Below are 20,370 nucleotides of genomic sequence, written 5' to 3' on the forward strand. Positions count from 1 at the left end.
TGATTCATCAGGTCTTTACTATTTTCTATTTTCGTCACTTATTGCTCGATCTTCATTGTGAATGTCAGTACGATAATTTTCATCATCTCCTTCTAACAGTTTAAGATAACTATTGTAACGTGACCAGGCTATTTCATCTTTTTCTAATGCATCTTTTACAGCACACTTTGGTTCGTCTTTATGCACGCAGTTATTGAATTTACACTGATCTTTCAATTTGAAAAATTCAGGAAAATACCCGCTAATTTCTGCCGGTTCCATATCTACAACTCCAAAACCTTTAATTCCGGGTGTGTCTATAATTCTGGCATCAAAAGACAAATCATACATTTCGGCAAAAGTCGTTGTGTGTTGCCCTTGCTTACTAGCTTCAGATATGGTCTTTGTTTTTAGATGCAACGAAGGTTCCATAGCATTAACCAAAGTTGATTTCCCTACACCAGAATGTCCTGAAAACATACTCACTTTACCAATCATCATTTCTTTCAACTTTTCTATCCCTTTCATTTCTGTAGAGGAAACTCGAAGGCATTTGTATCCAATTTCCTGATACACATGCTGCATGTACAATTGTTCATCCAAGGTAGCTTCGTCAAAAGTATCTATTTTATTAAATACTAAAATAGTTTCGATTCCGTATGCCTCAGCGGTTACTAAAAACCGATCGATAAAATTGAAAGTCGTAGGTGGATTGTTTATGGTAACTAAAAGGAAAACGCGATCAATATTAGACGCAATAATATGCATCTGATGGGATAAGTTTACTGATTTTCGAACGATATAATTCTTTCTTTCATGAATATTATGAATAGTTCCAGTTACTGTATCCGAAGATTCTTCCAGTTCATAATCCACAATATCCCCTACAGCTATTGGATTGGTACTTTTAATTCCTTTGATTCGGAATTTCCCTTTCATACGGCATTCTATAAAATCACCTTGTTCTGATTTTACGGTGTACCAACTTCCTGTAGATTTATATACGAGTCCTGTCATTTTTATTATTTACGATATTCGGCGTCCAATATGCCTTTAAGCACCTATTAAATACTTTGCAAAGATAATTCTTTGTTTCACGTTTAAAGTATGAAGTGTAATGTTTTTGATCACCACACAATCATAGATAAAAAAATCCCCACAATTTTTTAAAAAGTGGGGATTCATTCGATTACAATTAAATACTAATTATGCATTAAGTACTTTATCTTGATGACTAATACTCTCCTGGTGGATCGCTTTAAACATTCTAAGTACAAACTCTTCAGTAAGTCCTTTTTTCTCTCCTTCAAGAATCATTTTTCCAAGAATTTCATTCCAACGTTTGTTTTGCAATACCGCCACGTTAGCGTCTTTTTTCACTTGACCTATTTCGTCAGCAATTTTCATTCTTTTTCCTAATAACTCTAATAAGTTAGCATCAAGAACATCAATGTTTGCTCTTAATTTTGTCATTTTATTGGTAAACTCATCCGAAGCATCATTTACTTTTCTAACTTTTAAATCTTTGAAAATTTGTTTCAAAGCGTCTGGAGTTACTTGTTGCGCAGCATCACTCCAAGCGTTATCTGGATCTATATGAGTTTCGATAATCATACCGTCATAATTTAAATCTAAAGCTTCTTGTGTTACTTCAAGAATCATTTCACGATTTCCTGTGATATGAGATGGATCAATAATTAATGGCAAATCAGGGAATTTATTTTGTAATTCAATAGCAATTTGCCATTCTGGAATATTTCTGTATTTTGTTTTTTCGTAAGTAGAAAAACCTCTATGAATTACTCCTAAGTTTTTAATTCCTGCATTATACAAACGCTCTACTCCACCTAACCATAAAGCCATATCTGGGTTTACTGGGTTTTTGATTAAAACGATTTTATCAGTTCCTTTCAATGTATCTGCAATTTCTTGAACTGCAAATGGATTTGCCGTTGTACGAGCTCCAACCCATAATACATCAATATCATGCTCCAAAGCTAATTTACAGTGTGCAGAAGTTGCTACCTCAGTTCCCATCAATAAACCAGTTTCAGCTTTAGCTTTTTGTAACCATTTTAATCCAATTTCTCCAACACCTTCAAATCCTCCTGGACGTGTTCTTGGTTTCCATATACCTGCTCTAAAAACACTAACGTCTGAATCTTTCAATTCATGAGCAATTTTCAATACTTGATCTTCTGTTTCAGCACTACAAGGTCCTGCAATCACAAATGGATGAGTTAAATTAAATTCATTCAACCAATTTCTCATTTCTTTCTTGTTTTCCATCTTTTCTAATTATTTATTTTATTATTTTTTTTAATGTGTTGTTCTTTTGTTCTTAACTTTAATTTGAATAGGAATTACTTTTTTACATTCATACCATTCAAAATTTCTTTTATTCTATTCACGCTTTCCATTTCTTCAAAAATGGCATTATAATCTTCCTTTATCAACAAATCTTTGAATTGAGTAAGATTTGAAATATACTCCTCTAAAGTCTCTATTACCTGTACCTTATTTTGTTTAAAAATAGGCGTCCACATCGCTGGTGAACTTTTGGCCAGACGAACGGTACTTTCAAAACCTGAACCTGCCATGTCAAATATATCCTGTTCGTGCTTCTCTTTATTTATTACCGTTTTACCTAACATAAAAGCACTTATATGAGACAAATGAGAGACATAAGCAATATGTTTGTCGTGCGCTTTTGGATCCATATAACGTATTCTCATCCCGATTGCTTTAAAAAGTTCCAATGCCTTTTCCTGTAATTTAAAAGCAGTACGCTCTACTTCACAGATGATATTGGTTTTTCCTTCAAATAATCCTTTTATTGCTGCCGATGGTCCTGAAAACTCAGTTCCTGCAATAGGATGTGTCGCGATGAAATTTCTCCTTTTAGGATGATTTGCTACCGCATTACAAATAGGCGCTTTTGTCGAACCTACTTCAAAAACAATGCTATTATCTCCAATTACATCCAAAACTTTTGGCAGCACAGTCAATGCAACATCTACCGGAACCGATAGAATTACAAAATCTGCATCTGACAGATTATCCATTGAAGCCGCTGCGTCTACAACTCCCAAAACTAGTGCTTCCTGTAAATGTTTTTCATTACTATCAATTCCGTAAACGGTAGCATCTGGGTATAACATCTTGATGTCTAATGCCATTGAACCGCCTATTAATCCTATTCCTATTATGTAAATTTTCATTTTATATTTTTAATCATTTATCCTGATTTTATTCAGGAGCTATTTCCTGCTATCCGTTTCAATCTTTAATGCCGAACCCCAGCATTAAAGGATTTCCACTACTATCAGGGCTAGGGCAACTTTTCTAATCACACCTTTCTCATTTACCACGATAATTCAGACACGATAAATCCCAATATTTCACAAGCACATCCACATCGTCTCCCCCTCCTTCGGAGGGGGCTGGGGGGAGGATCAAAATCTATCAATTGCTTCCTGTACTTTTTCTTCTTTCACACATAATGCAAATCGAATATATCCTTCTCCATTGCTTCCAAAAATAGTTCCCGGTGTAATAAAAATATATTTTTCCTGTAAAATCTGATCAATAAACTTTTCTGCCGATGCTATTCCTTCCGGTAATTTAGCCCAAACAAATAAGCCAACTCCCTCTTTGTATACTTTACAACCTAACTTTTCGGCTAACTGCTCTGTCAAAATACGGCGTTTCTTATAGATTACATTCATCGAGTCAAACCAAGACTTATCGCTATTCAACGCAGCAATCGCTCCTTTTTGAATTCCGAAAAACATACCGCTGTCCATATTGCTTTTCACTTTCAGTATTGCATCAATCGCTTCTGCATTTCCTAAAACCATTCCAACTCTCCAACCTGCCATGTTAAAGGTTTTACTCAAAGAGTTGAGTTCTAACGCCACCTCTTTAGCTCCTTCCACTTGCAACAAACTCATCGGTTTGTCATTCAAAACAAAACTATACGGATTGTCATTAATCAACAATATTTCATGTTTTTTGGCGAAAGCCACTAACTTTTCAAACAAACCTAGACTTCCTCTTGCTCCTGTTGGCATATGAGGATAACCGATCCACATGATTTTTACTTTCGATAAATCTAATTTTTCTAAAGCTTCAAAATCAGGTTCCCAATTCGTATTCTCTTTTAAATCATAATAAACAGGAACCGCTCCTACTAAATTTGTTACTGAAGTGTACGTTGGATATCCCGGATTCGGAATCAAAACTTCGTCTCCTTCATTTAAAAAAGCAAGTGAAATGTGCATGATTCCCTCTTTAGAACCCATCAAAGGCAAAATTTCAGTATTCGGATTCAAAGCCACATTATAATTATTCACATAGAAATCAGCCATGCTTTTTCGCAATTCTGGCAATCCCTGATAACTCTGGTATTGATGTGCGTTTTCATCGTCCATCGCCAACTTTACAGCATCAATAACAGATTGTGACGGATGTAAATCCGGACTTCCAATTCCCATATTAATAATCGGTTTTCCTTCTGAAGCTAATTGTCGTACTTCTCTCAATTTAGAAGAGAAATAGTATTCTTCAATTATGTCTAAACGTTTCGCTGCTTGAATCATGTTATTTGTATTTTCTTTTCCCAAGCCATTTCTGGAAAATGGGAACTTTATCTTTTTCTTATCGTTTACCTTTTATTCCTTAAGAATTTATGGTTTCGTATTTTTATACTCCCCTAACACTTTAAAGTATTCTGCCATAATTTCTAATAGTGATTTTGCTTTTGCATAGTCAGTATATTTTTCGAATGTAACATCCACAAAAAAAGAATATTTCCAAGGCGTTTCAATTTTTGGCAAGGATTGAATCTTTGTTAAATTCATCTTGCAATCACTCATCACGTTTAGCACTGCTGCCAGACTACCTCGTTTATGATCCAATTCAAATTTCAAAGAAGCTCTATTAATATCTTCTTCAGCCAGAAATGAATTTTCTTTTTTAATAATTACAAAACGGGTCATGTTGTTTTTTATCGTCTGAATTTCTGGAGCTAAAATTTCCAAATCATACATTTCAGAAGCAGCTACACTAGCAATTGCAGCTATCCCTTTCAATTGTTTTTCCTGAATTCTGCGGGCAGTTTCGGCAGTATCTTTATCCTCAACTAATTTTATGTTTGGATACTTTTTAAGAAAATCCATGCATTGTAACAAAGCCATTGGATGTGAATGCACCTCCACAATATCTTCTATTTTTTGCCCTTTAAGTGCCATCAAATTTTGATGAATCCTAAGATAATGTTCTCCTATTATATGTAAATTATATTTATCTATTAATGCGTAATTTGGAATAATAGGTCCCGCAATTGAATTTTCTATTGCCATAACCGCCTGTTCTGATCTGCCTGACAGCAAGCTATCTACTAATTCTTCAAAAGACAAACACTCGTCTACTACTACATTATTCTCGTAATATTCCTGTGCCACCTGATGATGAAAAGAACCTTTTATACCCTGTATTGCAATTTTAGCATTCATATAACAAACTTTTAAGCAAAAAAAAATCCCGATTTTCATCGGGATTGTATATTTATAATTATCAATTTAATTTTCTAATTAAATAACCATACGACAATCCCTACCCTCTTTCCAGAAGAAATAATAAGTATTGCTAAAATAAAATCGGTTGTTTAACATGGTATGCTTTGTGTTGTGTGTGTATTAATTCTATGCGAATGTATAAATTATTTCGAGCCCACCAAAAAAAAATACAGATTTTACCAAACAAAAAAGGAATTCTCTCTAAAACTACTTTTAAATTACACAATAGTCAATAAACCTAGTGTAAAATAATTTTTAAGCAACTGCGTACAAACACGTTCCGTAACAAAAACAGCTGCTTTTGTTTGAATAAAATATTCAAAAACAGATTATGTAGTTAATGTATTCGAAAGCCATTTTTTTCCTTCCGAAATTCGGGTGATTAACATCGCCGAAACTACGTCGCCATTAGCATTCAATAGCGTCGCCATCGGATCTACTAATGTTCCTACAATCATGGCTGCCGGTAAAGCCTGCTCCATTGGAAAACCATAAATAGTAATAGCAAGAATTTCGCCTATGTATCCGCCATTTGGAATTCCACCCTCCACTACTGAAACAATTATTGTAATCCCTAATGCAATTAGCAAATTATGTGGATCGGTAAAATCTTTTCCGAACATAGCAAAAATCACGGCAATCTTTATAATTGATGACATACTTGAACCGTCTTTGTGTAAAGGAGCTCCCAGTGGAACTGCGATGTTCCTAATATGTGTTGGTATGTGCATTTTTTCTGTCGCTTCCAGGTTGGCTGGAATTGTAGCAATACTACTGCAAGTTCCTAAAGCGGTTAAAGCAGGCGTAATATTATTACTCCAAAACACTTTCAATCCATTTGTACCTCCTGCAATAAACGCGTAAAGACTAAAGAAAACTACAAAGTAAAAAGCACAAACTGCATAATAAAGACCCAATGGCTTTGCATACGCGCCAAATAATTGTGGCCCAAAAATACCAACTTGATAAGCGAAGTATGCACCCAGTCCTATTGGAGCCGTTTTCATTATCAGATGCAGCAATTGTTTCATCACCTCATCTCCTGAACTTAGAAAACTTCTAAAGCTGGCTCCTTTTTCTCCAGAACGCAAACTGGCAAATCCTATTAAGAACGAAAAAATAATTAATGCCAACATGCTTTTTCGAGAAAGTAATTCGTAAAAATCATTGGCGGTGAGCAATTGCGTAATTTGAGAACCTCCGCTCGCACTCTGCATACTTTCTAATGGAATTTTAGAAATAATAATATCCTGATGAATCGGAAAAAGTAGTACCCCAATCATCATCAATATTGCAGAAATAACTACAGTGCTTAAAAACACCCCAATGACAATTACAAATAACTTCCCTAGTTTTTCTGATTTCTCAAGACTCGCGATGGAGGACGCAATCGTAAAGAAAATCAACGGAATAATTGCGGTAAACAATAAATTCAAAAATATATCTCCTAATGGCTTTATAATTTCTACATCTTTACCAAAAACCAAGCCCAGTATACTCCCTGCTGTAATCCCGCAAAGGAGCCATATGATACTACTATAAGTTTTAAATAAACTACCCGAATCACTAGTTACTTTGCTCATATCCTATACAATTTTTAAATTTTTATAAATATATCAATCTAATTGGGAAAATGATATTGTTTATTATCTTTTTCTTGTAATCACGATATAAATATTTATTTCAAATACTAACCTTAATACTTTAGAACTTTCGTCCAGTAGAAATAAAATATATTACCAATAAGAACATGTTTTTGCCATAATTTGTTAAGTCCCTACGGGACAAAATTGCCATAATTAAAAATTATTCTACCAATAGATAGTCCCTAACGGGACAGTAAACAAAACTCTAAATCATCAATAATTTTCAATCTTAAATTGTTCTATTAGTTCTACCAATAGAAAGACCCTAACAGGACACTAAACAAAACTCTAAATAATCGATGATTCTCAACCTTATATTGTTCCATTGTTTTTACCAATAGATAGTCTCTAACAGGACAGTAAACAGAACTATTTATCATCAATAATTTTCAACCTTAAATTGTTCCATTAGTCTTACCAATAGATAGTCCCTAAAGGGACATTTAACAAAACTCTAAATCATCAATAATTTTCAACCTTTAATTGTTCCGTTAGGAACTTTCTATCGGTAGAAACAAAATCAATTCCCTCTTTTTTGTCCCGTTAGGGACTATACCAATTTACACCAATTCTTTAAAAACAAATTTCTCATTATATTCTACTTCAAATTTCTCAAGAATATCAAAATACTCTTCTCTAAAAGATTTAATTTTATGGTGCTGTTCTTGATTTTTAATATAGCCTATGACATTTAGCAATTGAGATTTACTGTACGAAAATGCTCCAAACCCCTCTTGCCATTCAAAATGACATTTCGCAAGTTTATTTTCATTAATCCATAAAGAAGAACCTTGCTTAACATCTTTCATTAAATCCGAAATAGATTGCGATGGTCTAAGTCCAACCAAAATATGAATATGATCAGGCATGCCATTTATACTTAAAAGCTTGTGATTATTGTTTTGTATAATTCCAGTTATGTATTTATACAAGGAATCTTTCCATTGTGATTCGATAATTCCCTTTCTGTATTTTACTGCAAAAACAAAATGAATATGTATTTGGGTATATGTATTTGCCATAATTTGTTAAGTCCCTACGGGACAAAATTGCCATGATTAAAAATTATTCTACCAATAGATAGTCCCTAATGGGACAAAAAACAACAGTAAATTCATTATCAAATGTATTCAAAAAACAACAAATCAATCCTTTTTCTGTTTACTTTTGCAACAAATACATAGTCATGTCTATAGAAGTAAATAATATCTCTAAAAGTTATGGTGCCCAAAAGGCATTAGACAACATATCCTTTTCTGTTAAAAAAGGAGAAATAGTTGGTTTCTTGGGTCCGAATGGAGCAGGAAAATCTACTTTAATGAAAATACTGACTACTTATATCGCTGCCGATGAAGGCACTGCTTTAGTGAATGGTCACGATGTAACCTCATCTGAAAAAGCGGTACAACTTTCTATCGGTTATTTGCCGGAACACAATCCGTTGTATTTGGATTTGTATGTGCGAGAATATTTAGCATTTAATGCCGATATCTATAAAGTTGCCAAACCTCGTGTCGAAGAAGTATTACAAATGACTGGCCTAACTACCGAAAGTCATAAAAAAATAGGAGAACTGTCTAAAGGATATCGCCAACGTGTAGGACTTGCCAACGCTTTACTACACAATCCAGATGTTTTGATTCTCGACGAACCAACCACTGGTTTAGATCCAAATCAATTGATCGAAATACGTAACGTTATCAAAAATGCGGGTAAAGACAAAACTGTATTTCTTTCCACGCATATCATGCAGGAAGTGGAAGCGATTTGCGACCGTGTCATCATCATAAATAACGGAAAAATCGTAGCTGATAAAAAATTAGATCATTTAATCTCTGCCGATAAGGAACAAGTAATCGAAGTAGAATTTGATTATAAAATAGAGGAACAGGCTATTGCCAAAATAGAAAACCTTACTTCCTATAAAAATACGCATGATATGATTTGGGAATTGACTTTCTTAGCAGATAAAGACATGCGTCCTGCGGTGTTTGATTTCGCTACTGCAAATGGCTTAAAAACTCTGCAGCTTAATCAAAAGAATAAAAACCTGGAGGCGGTGTTTAGGGAAATCACTAAGAAGTAGTATTTAGTTCAAAGTTCCTACAACACATTTAAAAACAGAAAAAGCTCGTTTAAAGTCCCGAAATGGGAGACTTTTACGAGCTTTATTATTTATGTTATACAAAGTTACAACTACTTACTATCCAAAGGCGCACCCACTGCAATATCACATCTGTGATTTGTTTGTCCATGTGGCGGATTCATTCCTTCAGCTGTAGGTGTTACTGGCGTCGAAGCTGCTGCATTATTTACTGTATAAGTAGTCGCAGGAGCATTCTGAGGCTGATTATTTTGTGGTGCAGTTGTGCTATTTGATGCGGCTGCAACCGGAGAATTTAATGGAGCGCCTACCGCGATATCACAACGGTGCCCTGCCTGACCGTGTTGTGGATTCATTCCTGAGGTAGCTGTTGAAGCTGTCTGTTGACTCACAGCTGGCGCAACTGCCGGATCAGTAACCGGTGTAACATTTTGATAAAAAGGCACAACATTCGTTGCTCTACTATCGACCTGTTTTATACTTTCATCTTTACAAGATGTCAGTGTAATTAAAAAAATAAAGAGGAAGTAAATATATGGTTTCATATCAGCGTTTTTATATTTGTTTATAACCAAATATAAGCCTTTAAAAATCTTCTACCAAAATAAAATTAAATCCAACCCACTTAACTCTTGCGTGGCAACGCAATCAATTCATCTTCAATTAAAAAACCTTACTGGCGATTTGTCTAATATTCTCTGATTTTCCCATGGAATAATAATGCAACACAGGAACTCCAGCCGCTTTAAGTTCTAGTGATTGTTGAATTGCCCATTCGATTCCAACTAGTTTTACGTCAGCATTTGTTTTGCATTTATCAACGGCATCAATCAAATCTTCTGGTAAATCGATACGAAAAATTTGCGGCAAAATTTGTAAGTGTCTTTGTACGGCTAGCGGTTTAATCCCGGGGATAATAGGAACTGTAATTCCCATCTCACGTGCTTTGGCAACAAACTCAAAATATTTAGCATTGTCAAAAAACATCTGTGTTACCACGTAATCAGCTCCTGCATCCACTTTTTCTTTCAACCTTTTTAAGTCGGAAATCAACGATGGCGATTCTAAATGTTTCTCAGGATAACCAGCGACACCTATGCAAAAATCAGCTTTGTTATCTACATGCATCACATCATGCAAATATTTCCCTTCATTTAATAATTTGATTTGCTGTACTAAGTCTACTGCAAAGTTATTACCTCCATCTTTAGCAACAAAAGACTGTTCATCTTTCATAGCATCACCACGCAAAGCCATCACATTATTAATCCCTAGGTAGTGACAATCTACTAATAAATATTCTGTTTCTTCTTTTGTAAAACCACCACAAAGTACGTGAGGAACTGTGTCAACCGTATATTTATGTTTAATAGAAGCACAAATCCCCAATGTTCCTGGACGCATTCTAGTCAACTTTTTATCTAATAAACCGTTTCCCTTATCCACATAAATAAACTCCTCACGAGAAGTAGTTACGTCAATAAATGGGGGTTTAAACTCCATCAACGGATCAATATTATCGTACAATTCTTGAATTCCCTTCCCTTTTTGAGGTGGTATAATTTCAAAAGAAAATAATGTTTTCCCTTTTGCTGCTGCTATATGTTCTGTTACTTTCATCTTTCCTCCCCCAACCCCTCCGAAGGAGGGGAGACTGGGTGTTATTTAATTAAACATTTTTATTTTTCCACATCGGCTCCTCCCCTTCGGGGAGGCTGGGTGGGGATTAATCTGCTATATTTGGATTCAACCATTTCGTCGCTTTTTCCGTTGAGATACTTCTTCGCTTGGCGTAATCTATTACTTGGTCCTCTTTTATTTTTCCGAGTCCAAAATATTTACTTTCCGGATTCCCAAAATAATATCCAGAAACTGATGATGCTGGCCACATTGCCATACTCTCAGTCAAGGTTACTCCTATTTCTTTTTCGACATTTAGTAATTTCCAGATTGTAGGTTTTTCTAAATGGTCAGGACAAGCAGGATACCCTGGCGCAGGACGAATTCCTTTATAGGTTTCTGCAATCATATCTTCGGTGCTCAATGCTTCATCAGCCGAGTAACCCCAGACTTCTTTACGTACTTTTTCATGTAAGTATTCCGCAAAAGCTTCTGCAAAACGGTCCGCTAATGCTTTTACCATAATCGAATTATAATCGTCTAAATCTCTTTCAAATTCAGCCGCCCATTCATCAACTCCAAAACCAGTAGTCACACAAAAAGCACCCATGTAATCTGTTTTTCCAGAATCCTTTGGCGCGATAAAATCTGACAGCGCAATATTTGGAGCTCCTTTAGTTTTTTGTGATTGTTGCCTTAAAGTCAAAAACGTTTGTAATGGTTTTCCGTTTTCGTCCGTTAATTCAATATCATCATCATTGATTTGATTCGCAGGAAAGATTCCGTAGATTCCTTTGGCAGTCAGTTTCTTTTCTTTCAAAATCACGGCTAACATCTCTTGTGCATCCGCAAAAACCGAAGTTGCTTGCTCACCCACTATTTCATCCGTCAAAATCGCTGGATATTTACCAAACAATTCCCATGTTCTAAAAAAGGGTGTCCAGTCAATATAAGGAACCAATACATCCAATTCTACTTCGATAACTTGTTCGCCAATAATATTTGGCTTCACAGGCGTAAAATTGTCCCAGTCCAATTGCAATTTATTTTTTCGAGCTTGTTCAATAGTCAAGAAGTTTTTGTCACGAGAACGGTTTAAAAACGTTTCTCTAAACGCATCATATTCGGCTCTTATATCACTTGCATATATTTTTTTATCCTTGTTCAATAAACTTCCAGCAACCGTTACGGCTCTCGAAGCATCATTAACATGAATTACAGTTTCTCTATATTGAGGTGCAATTTTCACAGCTGTATGTGCTCGCGAAGTGGTTGCTCCACCAATCATCACCGGAATTTTCATTCCGCGTTTGTCTAATTCTTTAGCCAAATATACCATTTCGTCTAGCGAAGGCGTAATCAAACCACTAAGTCCAATAATGTCTACTTCGTGTTCTATGGCAGCAGCAATAATTTTTTCGGGAGCGACCATAACACCAAGATCTACAATCTCGTAATTATTACAAGCCAACACCACCGAAACAATATTTTTACCAATATCATGCACATCTCCTTTTACGGTTGCCATCAATATTTTTCCGTTCCCTTGTTTGTCTCCCGCTTGTTTACTCGCTTCGATATACGGCAATAAATAAGCCACCGCTTTTTTCATTACACGGGCCGATTTTACCACTTGCGGCAAAAACATTTTCCCTGAACCAAATAAATCTCCCACCACGTTCATTCCCGTCATCAAGTTGATTTCGATCACTTCAATAGGCTTGGTTGCAGCTTGTCGCGCCTCTTCAACATCCAATTCTATAAACGCATCCACCCCTTTTACCAGTGAGTGCGTAATTCTTTCTTGAACAGTACCTGAGCGCCATTCTTGAATTGCCTTTTCATTGCTCTTAACATCTCCTTTTACATTTTCGGCAAAATCTAGTAAACGTTCCGTAGCATCATCTCGTCTGTTTAAGATCACGTCTTCAACATGCTCCAATAAATCTTTCGGAATATCATCATAAATCGTCAACATCTCTGGGTTTACAATCCCCATCGTCATTCCGTTTTGAATCGCATGATACAAGAAAACCGAGTGCATCGCTTCCCTCACCGTATCATTCCCTCTAAACGAAAACGACACATTACTTACCCCACCACTAATGTGTGCATGCGGTAAATTTTCACGAACCCATTTGGTTCCCCTAAAGAAATCCAAAGCATTCAATCGGTGTTCTTCCATCCCCGTTGCAACCGGAAATATATTCAAATCGAAAATAATATCCTGAGGTGGGAAACCCACTTTATCAACTAAAATATCATACGAACGTTGGCATATTTCTACTCTACGACCGTAATTATCAGCCTGACCCGTTTCGTCAAAAGCCATAATAATTGCCGCAGCACCGTAACGCTTAATCAATTTAGCATGGTGAATAAAAGCTTCTTCGCCTTCTTTTAGCGAAATCGAATTCACTACACTTTTTCCTTGTACGACTTTCAATCCCGCTTCAATTATATCCCATTTTGAGCTATCAATCATAATGGGCACACGCGAAATATCAGGCTCGGCAGCAATTAAGTTCAAGAATTTGGTCATGGCATATTCACCATCCAGCATCCCTTCATCCATATTAATATCGATGATTTGCGCACCACCTTCCACTTGCTCCTTGGCAATACTCAGTGCTTCTTCGTATTTTTCTTCCTTTATTAATCGAAGGAATTTTCTAGAACCCGTCACGTTGGTACGTTCCCCAATATTCACAAATACGCTATCCGGCGTAATGATCAAAGGCTCTAATCCCGCCAATACAAGGTTTCTTCTAGTTTCTTTTTCTGCCATTTTTTTTACTTTTAATCCTTCAAGGTTTAAAAACCAAGGAGGTTCAGCTTTATTATCTTATTACTTTGGGCGTGACCCAAAAGGGTCGGGCTATTTGTTACAAGTCCTCGCTACGTTTCGCTATCGCTACACTTCACTGTGGGCTTTTCACTGCTATCCCTCACGCAGTGTTGTACTCTGTCATTGCGAAGAGTTGCGAGGCACGAAGCAAAACAATCTCATCTAGCATTTAATACAATCCATTTCCTCACTTTTGTCTTTCCGACGAAGGAGGAATCTCCGTTACAAGAGCAACTTGATTAGATTCTTCGTTCCTCAGAATGACAAAATAGTATAGTTCTACTCCGTCTTACATCACCGCCGTAGAAACTCTTGGTTTATAATCCTTTGCAATGTCAGCAATTAGCCTGATGTGTTCTGGGGTTGTCCCGCAACAACCACCAATGATGTTTACTAAATTATCGTCGAGATATGTTTTTATTTGGGCTTGCATTTCTGCTGGTGTTTCGTCGTATTCTCCAAAAGCGTTTGGCAATCCTGCATTAGGATGCGCTGATACATTGAATGAAGTATTTTGTGACAAAGTTTGTAAATACGGTTTCAATAAATCGGCACCAAGGGCGCAATTGAAACCTACACTCAATAACGGAATATGCGAAACCGAAACTAAAAATGCTTCTACCGTTTGTCCAGAAAGTGTTCTTCCAGATGCATCCGTAATTGTTCCTGAAACCATGATTGGAATATCAATATTGCGTTCGTCTTTGACTTCTTCGATGGCAAAAAGTGCTGCTTTGGCATTTAAAGTATCGAAAATAGTTTCTACCAATAATAAATCACTTCCTCCGTCTATCAACGCTTCCACTTGTTGCTTGTATGCTATGCGCAAATCATCAAAAGTTACGGCTCTGTATCCTGGATCGTTTACGTCTGGTGACATACTCGCTGTTCTATTTGTTGGCCCAATTGAACCGGCTACAAAACGAGGTTTATCTGGATTTTTGGCGGTGAATTCATCGGCTACTTCACGGGCAATTTTTGCCGATTCATAGTTTAATTCATAAACAATGTCTTCAAGGTGGTAATCGGCCATACCGATTGTGGTACTTGAAAAAGTATTGGTTTCTACAATATCTGCTCCCGCTTCAAAATATTTAGCGTGAACATCTCGAATGGCTTCTGGTTGGGTTATAGACAACAAATCGTTGTTTCCCTTTAGAGAATGTGGAAAATCTTTGAAACGTTCTCCTCTAAAATCTTCTTCGGAGAAATTGTAGCGTTGCAACATGGTTCCCATAGCTCCATCGAGGATGAGTATGTTTTTTTTAATGGCTTCGTGAATGTTGGACATAACTTTTTATTTCTTGTAAATCACAATCGGAATTGGGATTTTTACTTTTGATTACTAATTACAAAAGTTCACTATTGTCTCTCTTTAGCCCTGATGGAAGCGGCATCCTTTTATTCTGGGGTTCAGAATAAAAGATATAGCGTACAGCAGGAAGGATGATGGCAAAAAAACACCAATCATTCGCTCTAAAAAAATAATATAAAAGTTGTCAAGAAAAGGTTTGAGAAATACTATGGAAGTATTCTTGTGTTATCTATCTTAGATACTGAAATAAGTTCAGCATAAAGTAGAATGTAGCACCTTCTTTATAAGATAAAGGGTTGCTAAGGTTTCATCGGGTCTTTCCCTCCGCCTTTCGTGATAACGATCAATAAATATAGGAACACTGCAAAGAAAAGATATAGCGCTAACACTTGCAAGTATTAACGCTATATTTTTTTATTGGTTTTTATGCGAATTGTTATACAATGGCTTTAACCACTGCTTTTGGAGCTTCTTTACGAGTTCCATCAAATCCGTCAACTCCTGAAACCGTTGTGTATTTTAGTACATAACGTTTACCTGGATTGATAATTTGGTATGCTGCCTGACACATTAATGTCGCTTCATGGAAACCACAAAGAATCAACTTTAATTTTCCTGGGTATGTATTTACATCTCCAATGGCGAAAATTCCCGGAATATTGGTTTGATAATCTAAGGCATTATTTACTTTGATGGCATTTTTTTCGATTTCTAACCCCCAGTTTCCTATTGGACCTAATTTTGGTGTAAGACCAAAAAGTGGAATAAAGTAATCACAAGGAATAGTACGGTGTGCTCCATTTTCATCAAGATCGACTGATTCAATATGTTCTGCTCCGTTTAAACCTACTACCTCTGCCGGAGTAATCAATCTGATTTTCCCTGCATCTTTTAGCTCTTGTACTTTTTCTACAGAATCTAATGCTCCTCTAAATTCATTTCTTCTGTGAATTAAAGTTACTTCGGAAGCGATATTTGACAGGAAGATACTCCAGTCTAAAGCAGAATCTCCACCGCCCGAAATAACAACTCTTTTATCTCTGAATTTTTCTGGATTTTTGATAAAATACTTTACCCCTTTGTCTTCGTAAAAATTGATCCCGTCAATTAGTGGTTTTCTAGGCTCAAAACTTCCCAAACCTCCTGCAATAGCAACAACTGCAGCATGAATTCGCGTCCCTTTATTAGAGGTAACAATGAAACTTCCGTCTTCTTGTTTGTCTATTGTTTCAGCACGTTCTCCAAGTGTAAATCCTGGTTCGAATTGCTTGATTTGTTCCATTAAATTATCTACTAAATCCCCAGCTAAAACCTCTGGAAATCCTGGGATATCGTAGATGGGTTTTTTAGGATATAACTCTGAAAGCTGTCCCCCTACTTGTGGCAATGCATCTAATATATGGCATTTTAATTTTAATAATCCTGCTTCAAAAACGGCAAATAAACCAGTTGGCCCGGCTCCTATTATAAGGATATCTGTTTTAATCATGTTCAATAATTTTATTCCTCCCCCCAACCCCCCCTCCGAAGGAGGGGGAGACTGTGTAGAGTTTCTTTTGTTATACTAGTTCTTACTTATTATTCTTTTTGCAAAGGAACGACTGAATGTTTCAAATATAAATGATAAATATCATCCGAACACTTTACTCTTAATTCTTAAATCTTGCTTCTAACCTCAATTCTCTTTATTCTTGGCTCTTTCCTCTTTCCTCTTGGCTCTTGATTCTTAAATCTAACCTCAATTCTCTTTATTCTTCAAACTTTGGGTAATCTCATTCATTTTCTGAACTTTCTCTTCAAAATCTCCTTTTAAGGTTTTGCGATATTCATTTAGGTTTTCGACCATTTTATTGATGTCTTCTGGAATTACTTCTTCAAAAAACTCTCTTAATCTTTTGGCCGTTGTTGGTGATTTTCCATTTGTTGATATGGCGATTTTCACATTCCCTTTGGTTACGATTCCGCCTAAATAATAATCACAAAGTGGCGGCGTATCGGCAATATTACAAATTAAATATCTTTCTCTACATAAATCATAAATCCTTTTATTGACTTCAAGATCATCGGTACAAGCAATAATCATATGCCTTTTCTTGAGCATCTTTTTCTTGAATTTCTTCATGGTCAACTTTACCGAATCATGCTTATTGACCAACTCAACTAATTCTGGTAAAAAACGTGGAGCAACCACCTCAACATTAGCGTTAGGACTGGATTTCAGCATGAATGTCAATTTTTCTAAACCTACATTTCCGCCTCCAACAATCAATACATTAAGATTGTTGAGTTTTAGAAATACGGGGTATAATTCATTCCTTTCCATATATTAGTTGTTTGTTGCTAATGGATTTTAATTCTTTATAAAACCCACTGCTTTTCTTACTATCAGCTACTACTTCTCCAATTACGATAATGGCTGGAGAACTTAAATTCTTGTCGGCAACTACTTGCTGAATCGAATTTATTGTTCCTATTCCTATCTTCTCTTCTGGAGTGGTTCCGTTTTGAATAATCGCTACAGGCGTTTCTCCTTTAGATTCACTTTGAAAAATCGACACAATCTGGTCTAACTTACTCATTCCCATCAAAACAACAACTGTTGCTGATGATTGAGCCGCCAAAGCCACATCTGTTGATAGTTTTCGTGCAGAAGTTGTCCCTGTTATTACCCAAAAACTCTCTGAAACGCCCCTTTTTGTCAAGGAAATTCCTTGAGAAGCAGGTACGGCAATCGAGGAAGAAATTCCAGGAACTACAAATGTAGGAATTCCAAAGCTTTCTACGAATTCTATTTCTTCACTTCCTCTACCAAAAATAAAAGGATCACCACCTTTAAGACGAACGACATGACCATAAGTCAAGGCATTATCTACAATTAGTTGGTTGATTTGGTCTTGTGTGTACGCGTGGCATCCTTTTCTTTTTCCAACAAATATTTTCAAAGCTTTCTTAGGCGCATAGCTTAACAACTCCTCATTAGCCAAAGCATCGTATAAAACCACATTGGCTTCGGCAAGTGCTTTTGCTCCTTTTATTGTTAGCAAATCTGGATCTCCAGGCCCTGCTCCTACTAAAGTTACTATGGGTTTTACTGTTTTATGCATTAGCTAAATCTTTTGCTCTGTAGGTTTCTATATTTTGAAAGAAAGCAATCGCTTCCTGTATGTATTTTTTGGCGAAAGCCTCAGATGGTTCATTTTGATTAATTTGGTATACTAAATCTTTAAAGTTACTATCTAAAGTGATTTTGTTAGTTTCAACAAAAACAGTATCAAACAAATTGATGATTCCCGCGTGGTGGTTTGTTTTTTGGTTTTCAGCCAATAACAATGCTTTAGCTCCATTTACAAAACCTGCATATGCCAAATAAATAGCATCAGCCCAATTTTTATCTTCGAAAGCTTCTTGAGCGAAAGTTAATTTGTCTTTTGCTTCCAAAATTAAAGTAGCCACTAAGTCAATTACAACTCCAGCACATTCTCCTACTCCTACTGCTTTTACATAGTTATCGGCATTTCCCCAGTCGATGAAATCTTCGTCAGTTAGATTAGTAACATCAGCCAAAGGTTTTAAGAATTCGTAGAAGTACTTTTCACCTTGAGCGTCATAATAATCTAAGAAGGATTTTCCGTTAGCATTCGCTTCAAAATCGTTTAAGATATAACGCAATGCATCTGGTCCTCTACGACTTGGAATCTTAATAACTTTATCAGAAAAACGACCTTTTCCATCTCCTAAAATTCCACCTCCAAGCAATACTTGCAAGGCTGGAGCTACTAATTTACCGGAGTTAATGGACATTCCTTGAAAACCAATTGCCGACATGTTGTGTTGTCCACAAGCATTCATACAACCACTGATTTTTATCGTGATTTCACGGTTCTCTTTGTATTGTGGGAATTCTAATTTTAAAACTCGTTCTAATTCTTCGGCAATTCCAGTACTACTCGCAATTCCAAGATTACAAGTATCTGTTCCTGGACAAGCGGTAATATCGCCAATCGTATCGTAACCTAGAGTTACAAAATCTAGTTTGCTTAGCTCTTGGTAGAAGAAAGGTAAATTCTCTTCTTTTATATTTCGAAGAACAATGTTTTGCTTTAGTGAAAAACGCAATTCATTTGCTCCGTAATTTTTGATTAAAGCAGCTAAAGTTCTCGCTTTATCCGTATAAAAATCTCCTAAAAGTACTTTGATACCAATTGCATAATAACCCGCTTGTTTTTGAGCAATCACATTAGATTTCTTCCAAGCTTCGTAAGCAGCAGTATCTTCAATAGTTACTGCAGGTACTTCTAACAAAGTAGCTGGAATTGCACCGTCAAAAGCAGTAGTCTCAATTTCGTATGATTGATAGGATAATGCTTTTTTCTCTTCGTCAACTAAACGTAAAAATTCATCACGACCAATATCTTTAATTAAGAATTTCATACGTGCTTTTAAACGTTTGGCTCTTTCGCCATAGCGATCAAAAACTCTTAAAACACCTTCTGTAGTTGGGATGATTTGGTTTACAGGAATAAATTCTGATAATAACTCAGCGTGATGTGGCTGCGAACCTAATCCTCCACCTAGCATTACTTTAAAACCGCGCTCACCATTTACAATCTTTGGAATAAATCCTAAATCATGCAAGTAACTCAAGGCAGTATCTTTATCTGAAGATGAAAATGACATTTTGAATTTACGTCCCATTTCTTGACAAATAGGATTTCTCAAGAAGAACTGAAACATAGCGTGTGCATATGGCGACACATCAAAAGGTTCGTCTACATCTACACCCGCTAATTCACTTGCAGTAATATTTCTAACTGTATTCCCACAAGCCTCACGAAGTGTGATATCATCGATTGCTAATTGTGCCCAAAGTTCTGGAGTTCTATCTAAACTCACATAGTGAATCTGGATATCCTGACGCGTTGTAATATGCAAACGCCCCGTAGAATATTCATCAGAAACTTTAGTAATACGCACCAATTGCTCGCTAGTAACTTTACCATAAGGCAATTTGATACGAATCATTTGTACGCCTTCTTGACGCTGACCGTAAACACCACGTGCTAAACGCAACGAACGAAAACGCTCATCATCAATTTTACCGTCTTTGAATAATGCTATTTTTCTTTCTAAATCGATGATCTCTTTTTGGACAATCGGGTTTTCTATTTCGGTTCTAAAACTTTCCATACCTATTTTTACTATTATCCTCCCCCCGGCCCGCTCCGAAGGAGGGGGAGCCATTGAGGAGCTTTATTATGTTATATTCTGGTTCTGAATTT

At 36.2% G+C, this 20,370-nt stretch carries 16 protein-coding genes and 1 riboswitch; of the genes, 1 reads left to right on the forward strand and 15 read right to left on the reverse strand.

Annotated elements, in window-relative coordinates; all coding sequences use genetic code 11:
- Nucleotides 1-18: 18 nt before the first annotated feature.
- From rsgA to tnpA, 7 genes are all read right to left on the reverse strand, one after another.
- Nucleotides 19-996, reverse strand: a complete 978-nt coding sequence (gene rsgA / locus BLV35_RS09545) for a ribosome small subunit-dependent GTPase A (RefSeq protein WP_091088689.1) — start codon at nt 994-996, stop codon at nt 19-21.
- A 189-nt stretch (nt 997-1,185) separates the two neighbouring features.
- A complete protein-coding gene (locus BLV35_RS09550) occupies nt 1,186-2,268 on the reverse strand; it encodes a bifunctional 3-deoxy-7-phosphoheptulonate synthase/chorismate mutase type II (RefSeq protein ID WP_091088692.1) in 1,083 nt (360 codons plus the stop codon).
- A 74-nt stretch (nt 2,269-2,342) separates the two neighbouring features.
- Entirely contained in the window at nt 2,343-3,200 is an 858-nt protein-coding gene (locus BLV35_RS09555) for a prephenate dehydrogenase (RefSeq protein ID WP_091088694.1), read from the reverse strand.
- Between the two features lie 234 nt (nt 3,201-3,434).
- On the reverse strand, nt 3,435-4,580 hold the full coding sequence (locus BLV35_RS09560) for a pyridoxal phosphate-dependent aminotransferase (RefSeq protein ID WP_091088699.1): 1,146 nt from the start codon (nt 4,578-4,580) through the stop codon (nt 3,435-3,437).
- 87 nt (nt 4,581-4,667) lie between these two features.
- Nucleotides 4,668-5,495 (reverse strand): prephenate dehydratase, encoded by an 828-nt coding sequence (locus tag BLV35_RS09565; RefSeq protein ID WP_091088703.1) that lies wholly within the window; start codon nt 5,493-5,495, stop codon nt 4,668-4,670.
- 392 nt (nt 5,496-5,887) lie between these two features.
- Entirely contained in the window at nt 5,888-7,141 is a 1,254-nt protein-coding gene (locus tag BLV35_RS09570; RefSeq protein WP_091088707.1) for a dicarboxylate/amino acid:cation symporter, read from the reverse strand.
- A 623-nt stretch (nt 7,142-7,764) separates the two neighbouring features.
- Entirely contained in the window at nt 7,765-8,226 is a 462-nt protein-coding gene (tnpA, locus tag BLV35_RS09575) for an IS200/IS605 family transposase (protein WP_091088711.1), read from the reverse strand.
- Nucleotides 8,227-8,390: 164 nt separating this feature from the next.
- On the opposite strand from tnpA, the gene gldA reads away from it, so the two are divergent.
- Nucleotides 8,391-9,290, forward strand: a complete 900-nt coding sequence (gene gldA, locus BLV35_RS09580; protein ID WP_091088714.1) for a gliding motility-associated ABC transporter ATP-binding subunit GldA — start codon at nt 8,391-8,393, stop codon at nt 9,288-9,290.
- A 110-nt stretch (nt 9,291-9,400) separates the two neighbouring features.
- Here the strand turns inward: gldA and BLV35_RS09585 are convergent, their stop codons facing one another.
- The 8 genes from BLV35_RS09585 to BLV35_RS09620 form a co-directional block, all read right to left on the reverse strand.
- Nucleotides 9,401-9,853, reverse strand: a complete 453-nt coding sequence (locus BLV35_RS09585) for a RodZ family helix-turn-helix domain-containing protein (RefSeq protein WP_091088716.1) — start codon at nt 9,851-9,853, stop codon at nt 9,401-9,403.
- Nucleotides 9,854-9,971: 118 nt separating this feature from the next.
- Nucleotides 9,972-10,928, reverse strand: coding sequence for a methylenetetrahydrofolate reductase [NAD(P)H] (metF, locus tag BLV35_RS09590; RefSeq protein ID WP_091088720.1), 957 nt, complete (start codon nt 10,926-10,928; stop codon nt 9,972-9,974).
- Nucleotides 10,929-11,034: 106 nt separating this feature from the next.
- A complete protein-coding gene (gene metH, locus BLV35_RS09595) occupies nt 11,035-13,716 on the reverse strand; it encodes a methionine synthase (protein ID WP_091088722.1) in 2,682 nt (893 codons plus the stop codon).
- 349 nt (nt 13,717-14,065) lie between these two features.
- A complete protein-coding gene (locus BLV35_RS09600; RefSeq protein WP_091088724.1) occupies nt 14,066-15,067 on the reverse strand; it encodes a homocysteine S-methyltransferase family protein in 1,002 nt (333 codons plus the stop codon).
- A gap of 246 nt (nt 15,068-15,313) precedes the next feature.
- Nucleotides 15,314-15,434: riboswitch (SAM riboswitch) on the reverse strand.
- A 93-nt stretch (nt 15,435-15,527) separates the two neighbouring features.
- On the reverse strand, nt 15,528-16,580 hold the full coding sequence (locus tag BLV35_RS09605; RefSeq protein WP_091088727.1) for an NAD(P)/FAD-dependent oxidoreductase: 1,053 nt from the start codon (nt 16,578-16,580) through the stop codon (nt 15,528-15,530).
- A gap of 249 nt (nt 16,581-16,829) precedes the next feature.
- Nucleotides 16,830-17,414: a precorrin-2 dehydrogenase/sirohydrochlorin ferrochelatase family protein gene (locus BLV35_RS09610; protein ID WP_091088731.1), complete on the reverse strand. Its 585-nt coding sequence runs from the start codon at nt 17,412-17,414 to the stop codon at nt 16,830-16,832.
- Nucleotides 17,401-18,195: a uroporphyrinogen-III C-methyltransferase gene (gene cobA, locus BLV35_RS09615; RefSeq protein WP_091088734.1), complete on the reverse strand. Its 795-nt coding sequence runs from the start codon at nt 18,193-18,195 to the stop codon at nt 17,401-17,403. The genes BLV35_RS09610 and cobA overlap by 14 nt, the downstream gene beginning before the upstream one ends.
- Nucleotides 18,188-20,278, reverse strand: a complete 2,091-nt coding sequence (locus tag BLV35_RS09620) for a HEPN domain-containing protein (RefSeq protein WP_091088737.1) — start codon at nt 20,276-20,278, stop codon at nt 18,188-18,190. The genes cobA and BLV35_RS09620 overlap by 8 nt, the downstream gene beginning before the upstream one ends.
- Nucleotides 20,279-20,370 lie beyond the last annotated feature (92 nt).

Origin of the sequence: Flavobacterium gillisiae (assembly GCF_900107635.1) — a bacterium.
Taxonomy (GTDB): Bacteria; Bacteroidota; Bacteroidia; order Flavobacteriales; family Flavobacteriaceae; genus Flavobacterium; species Flavobacterium gillisiae.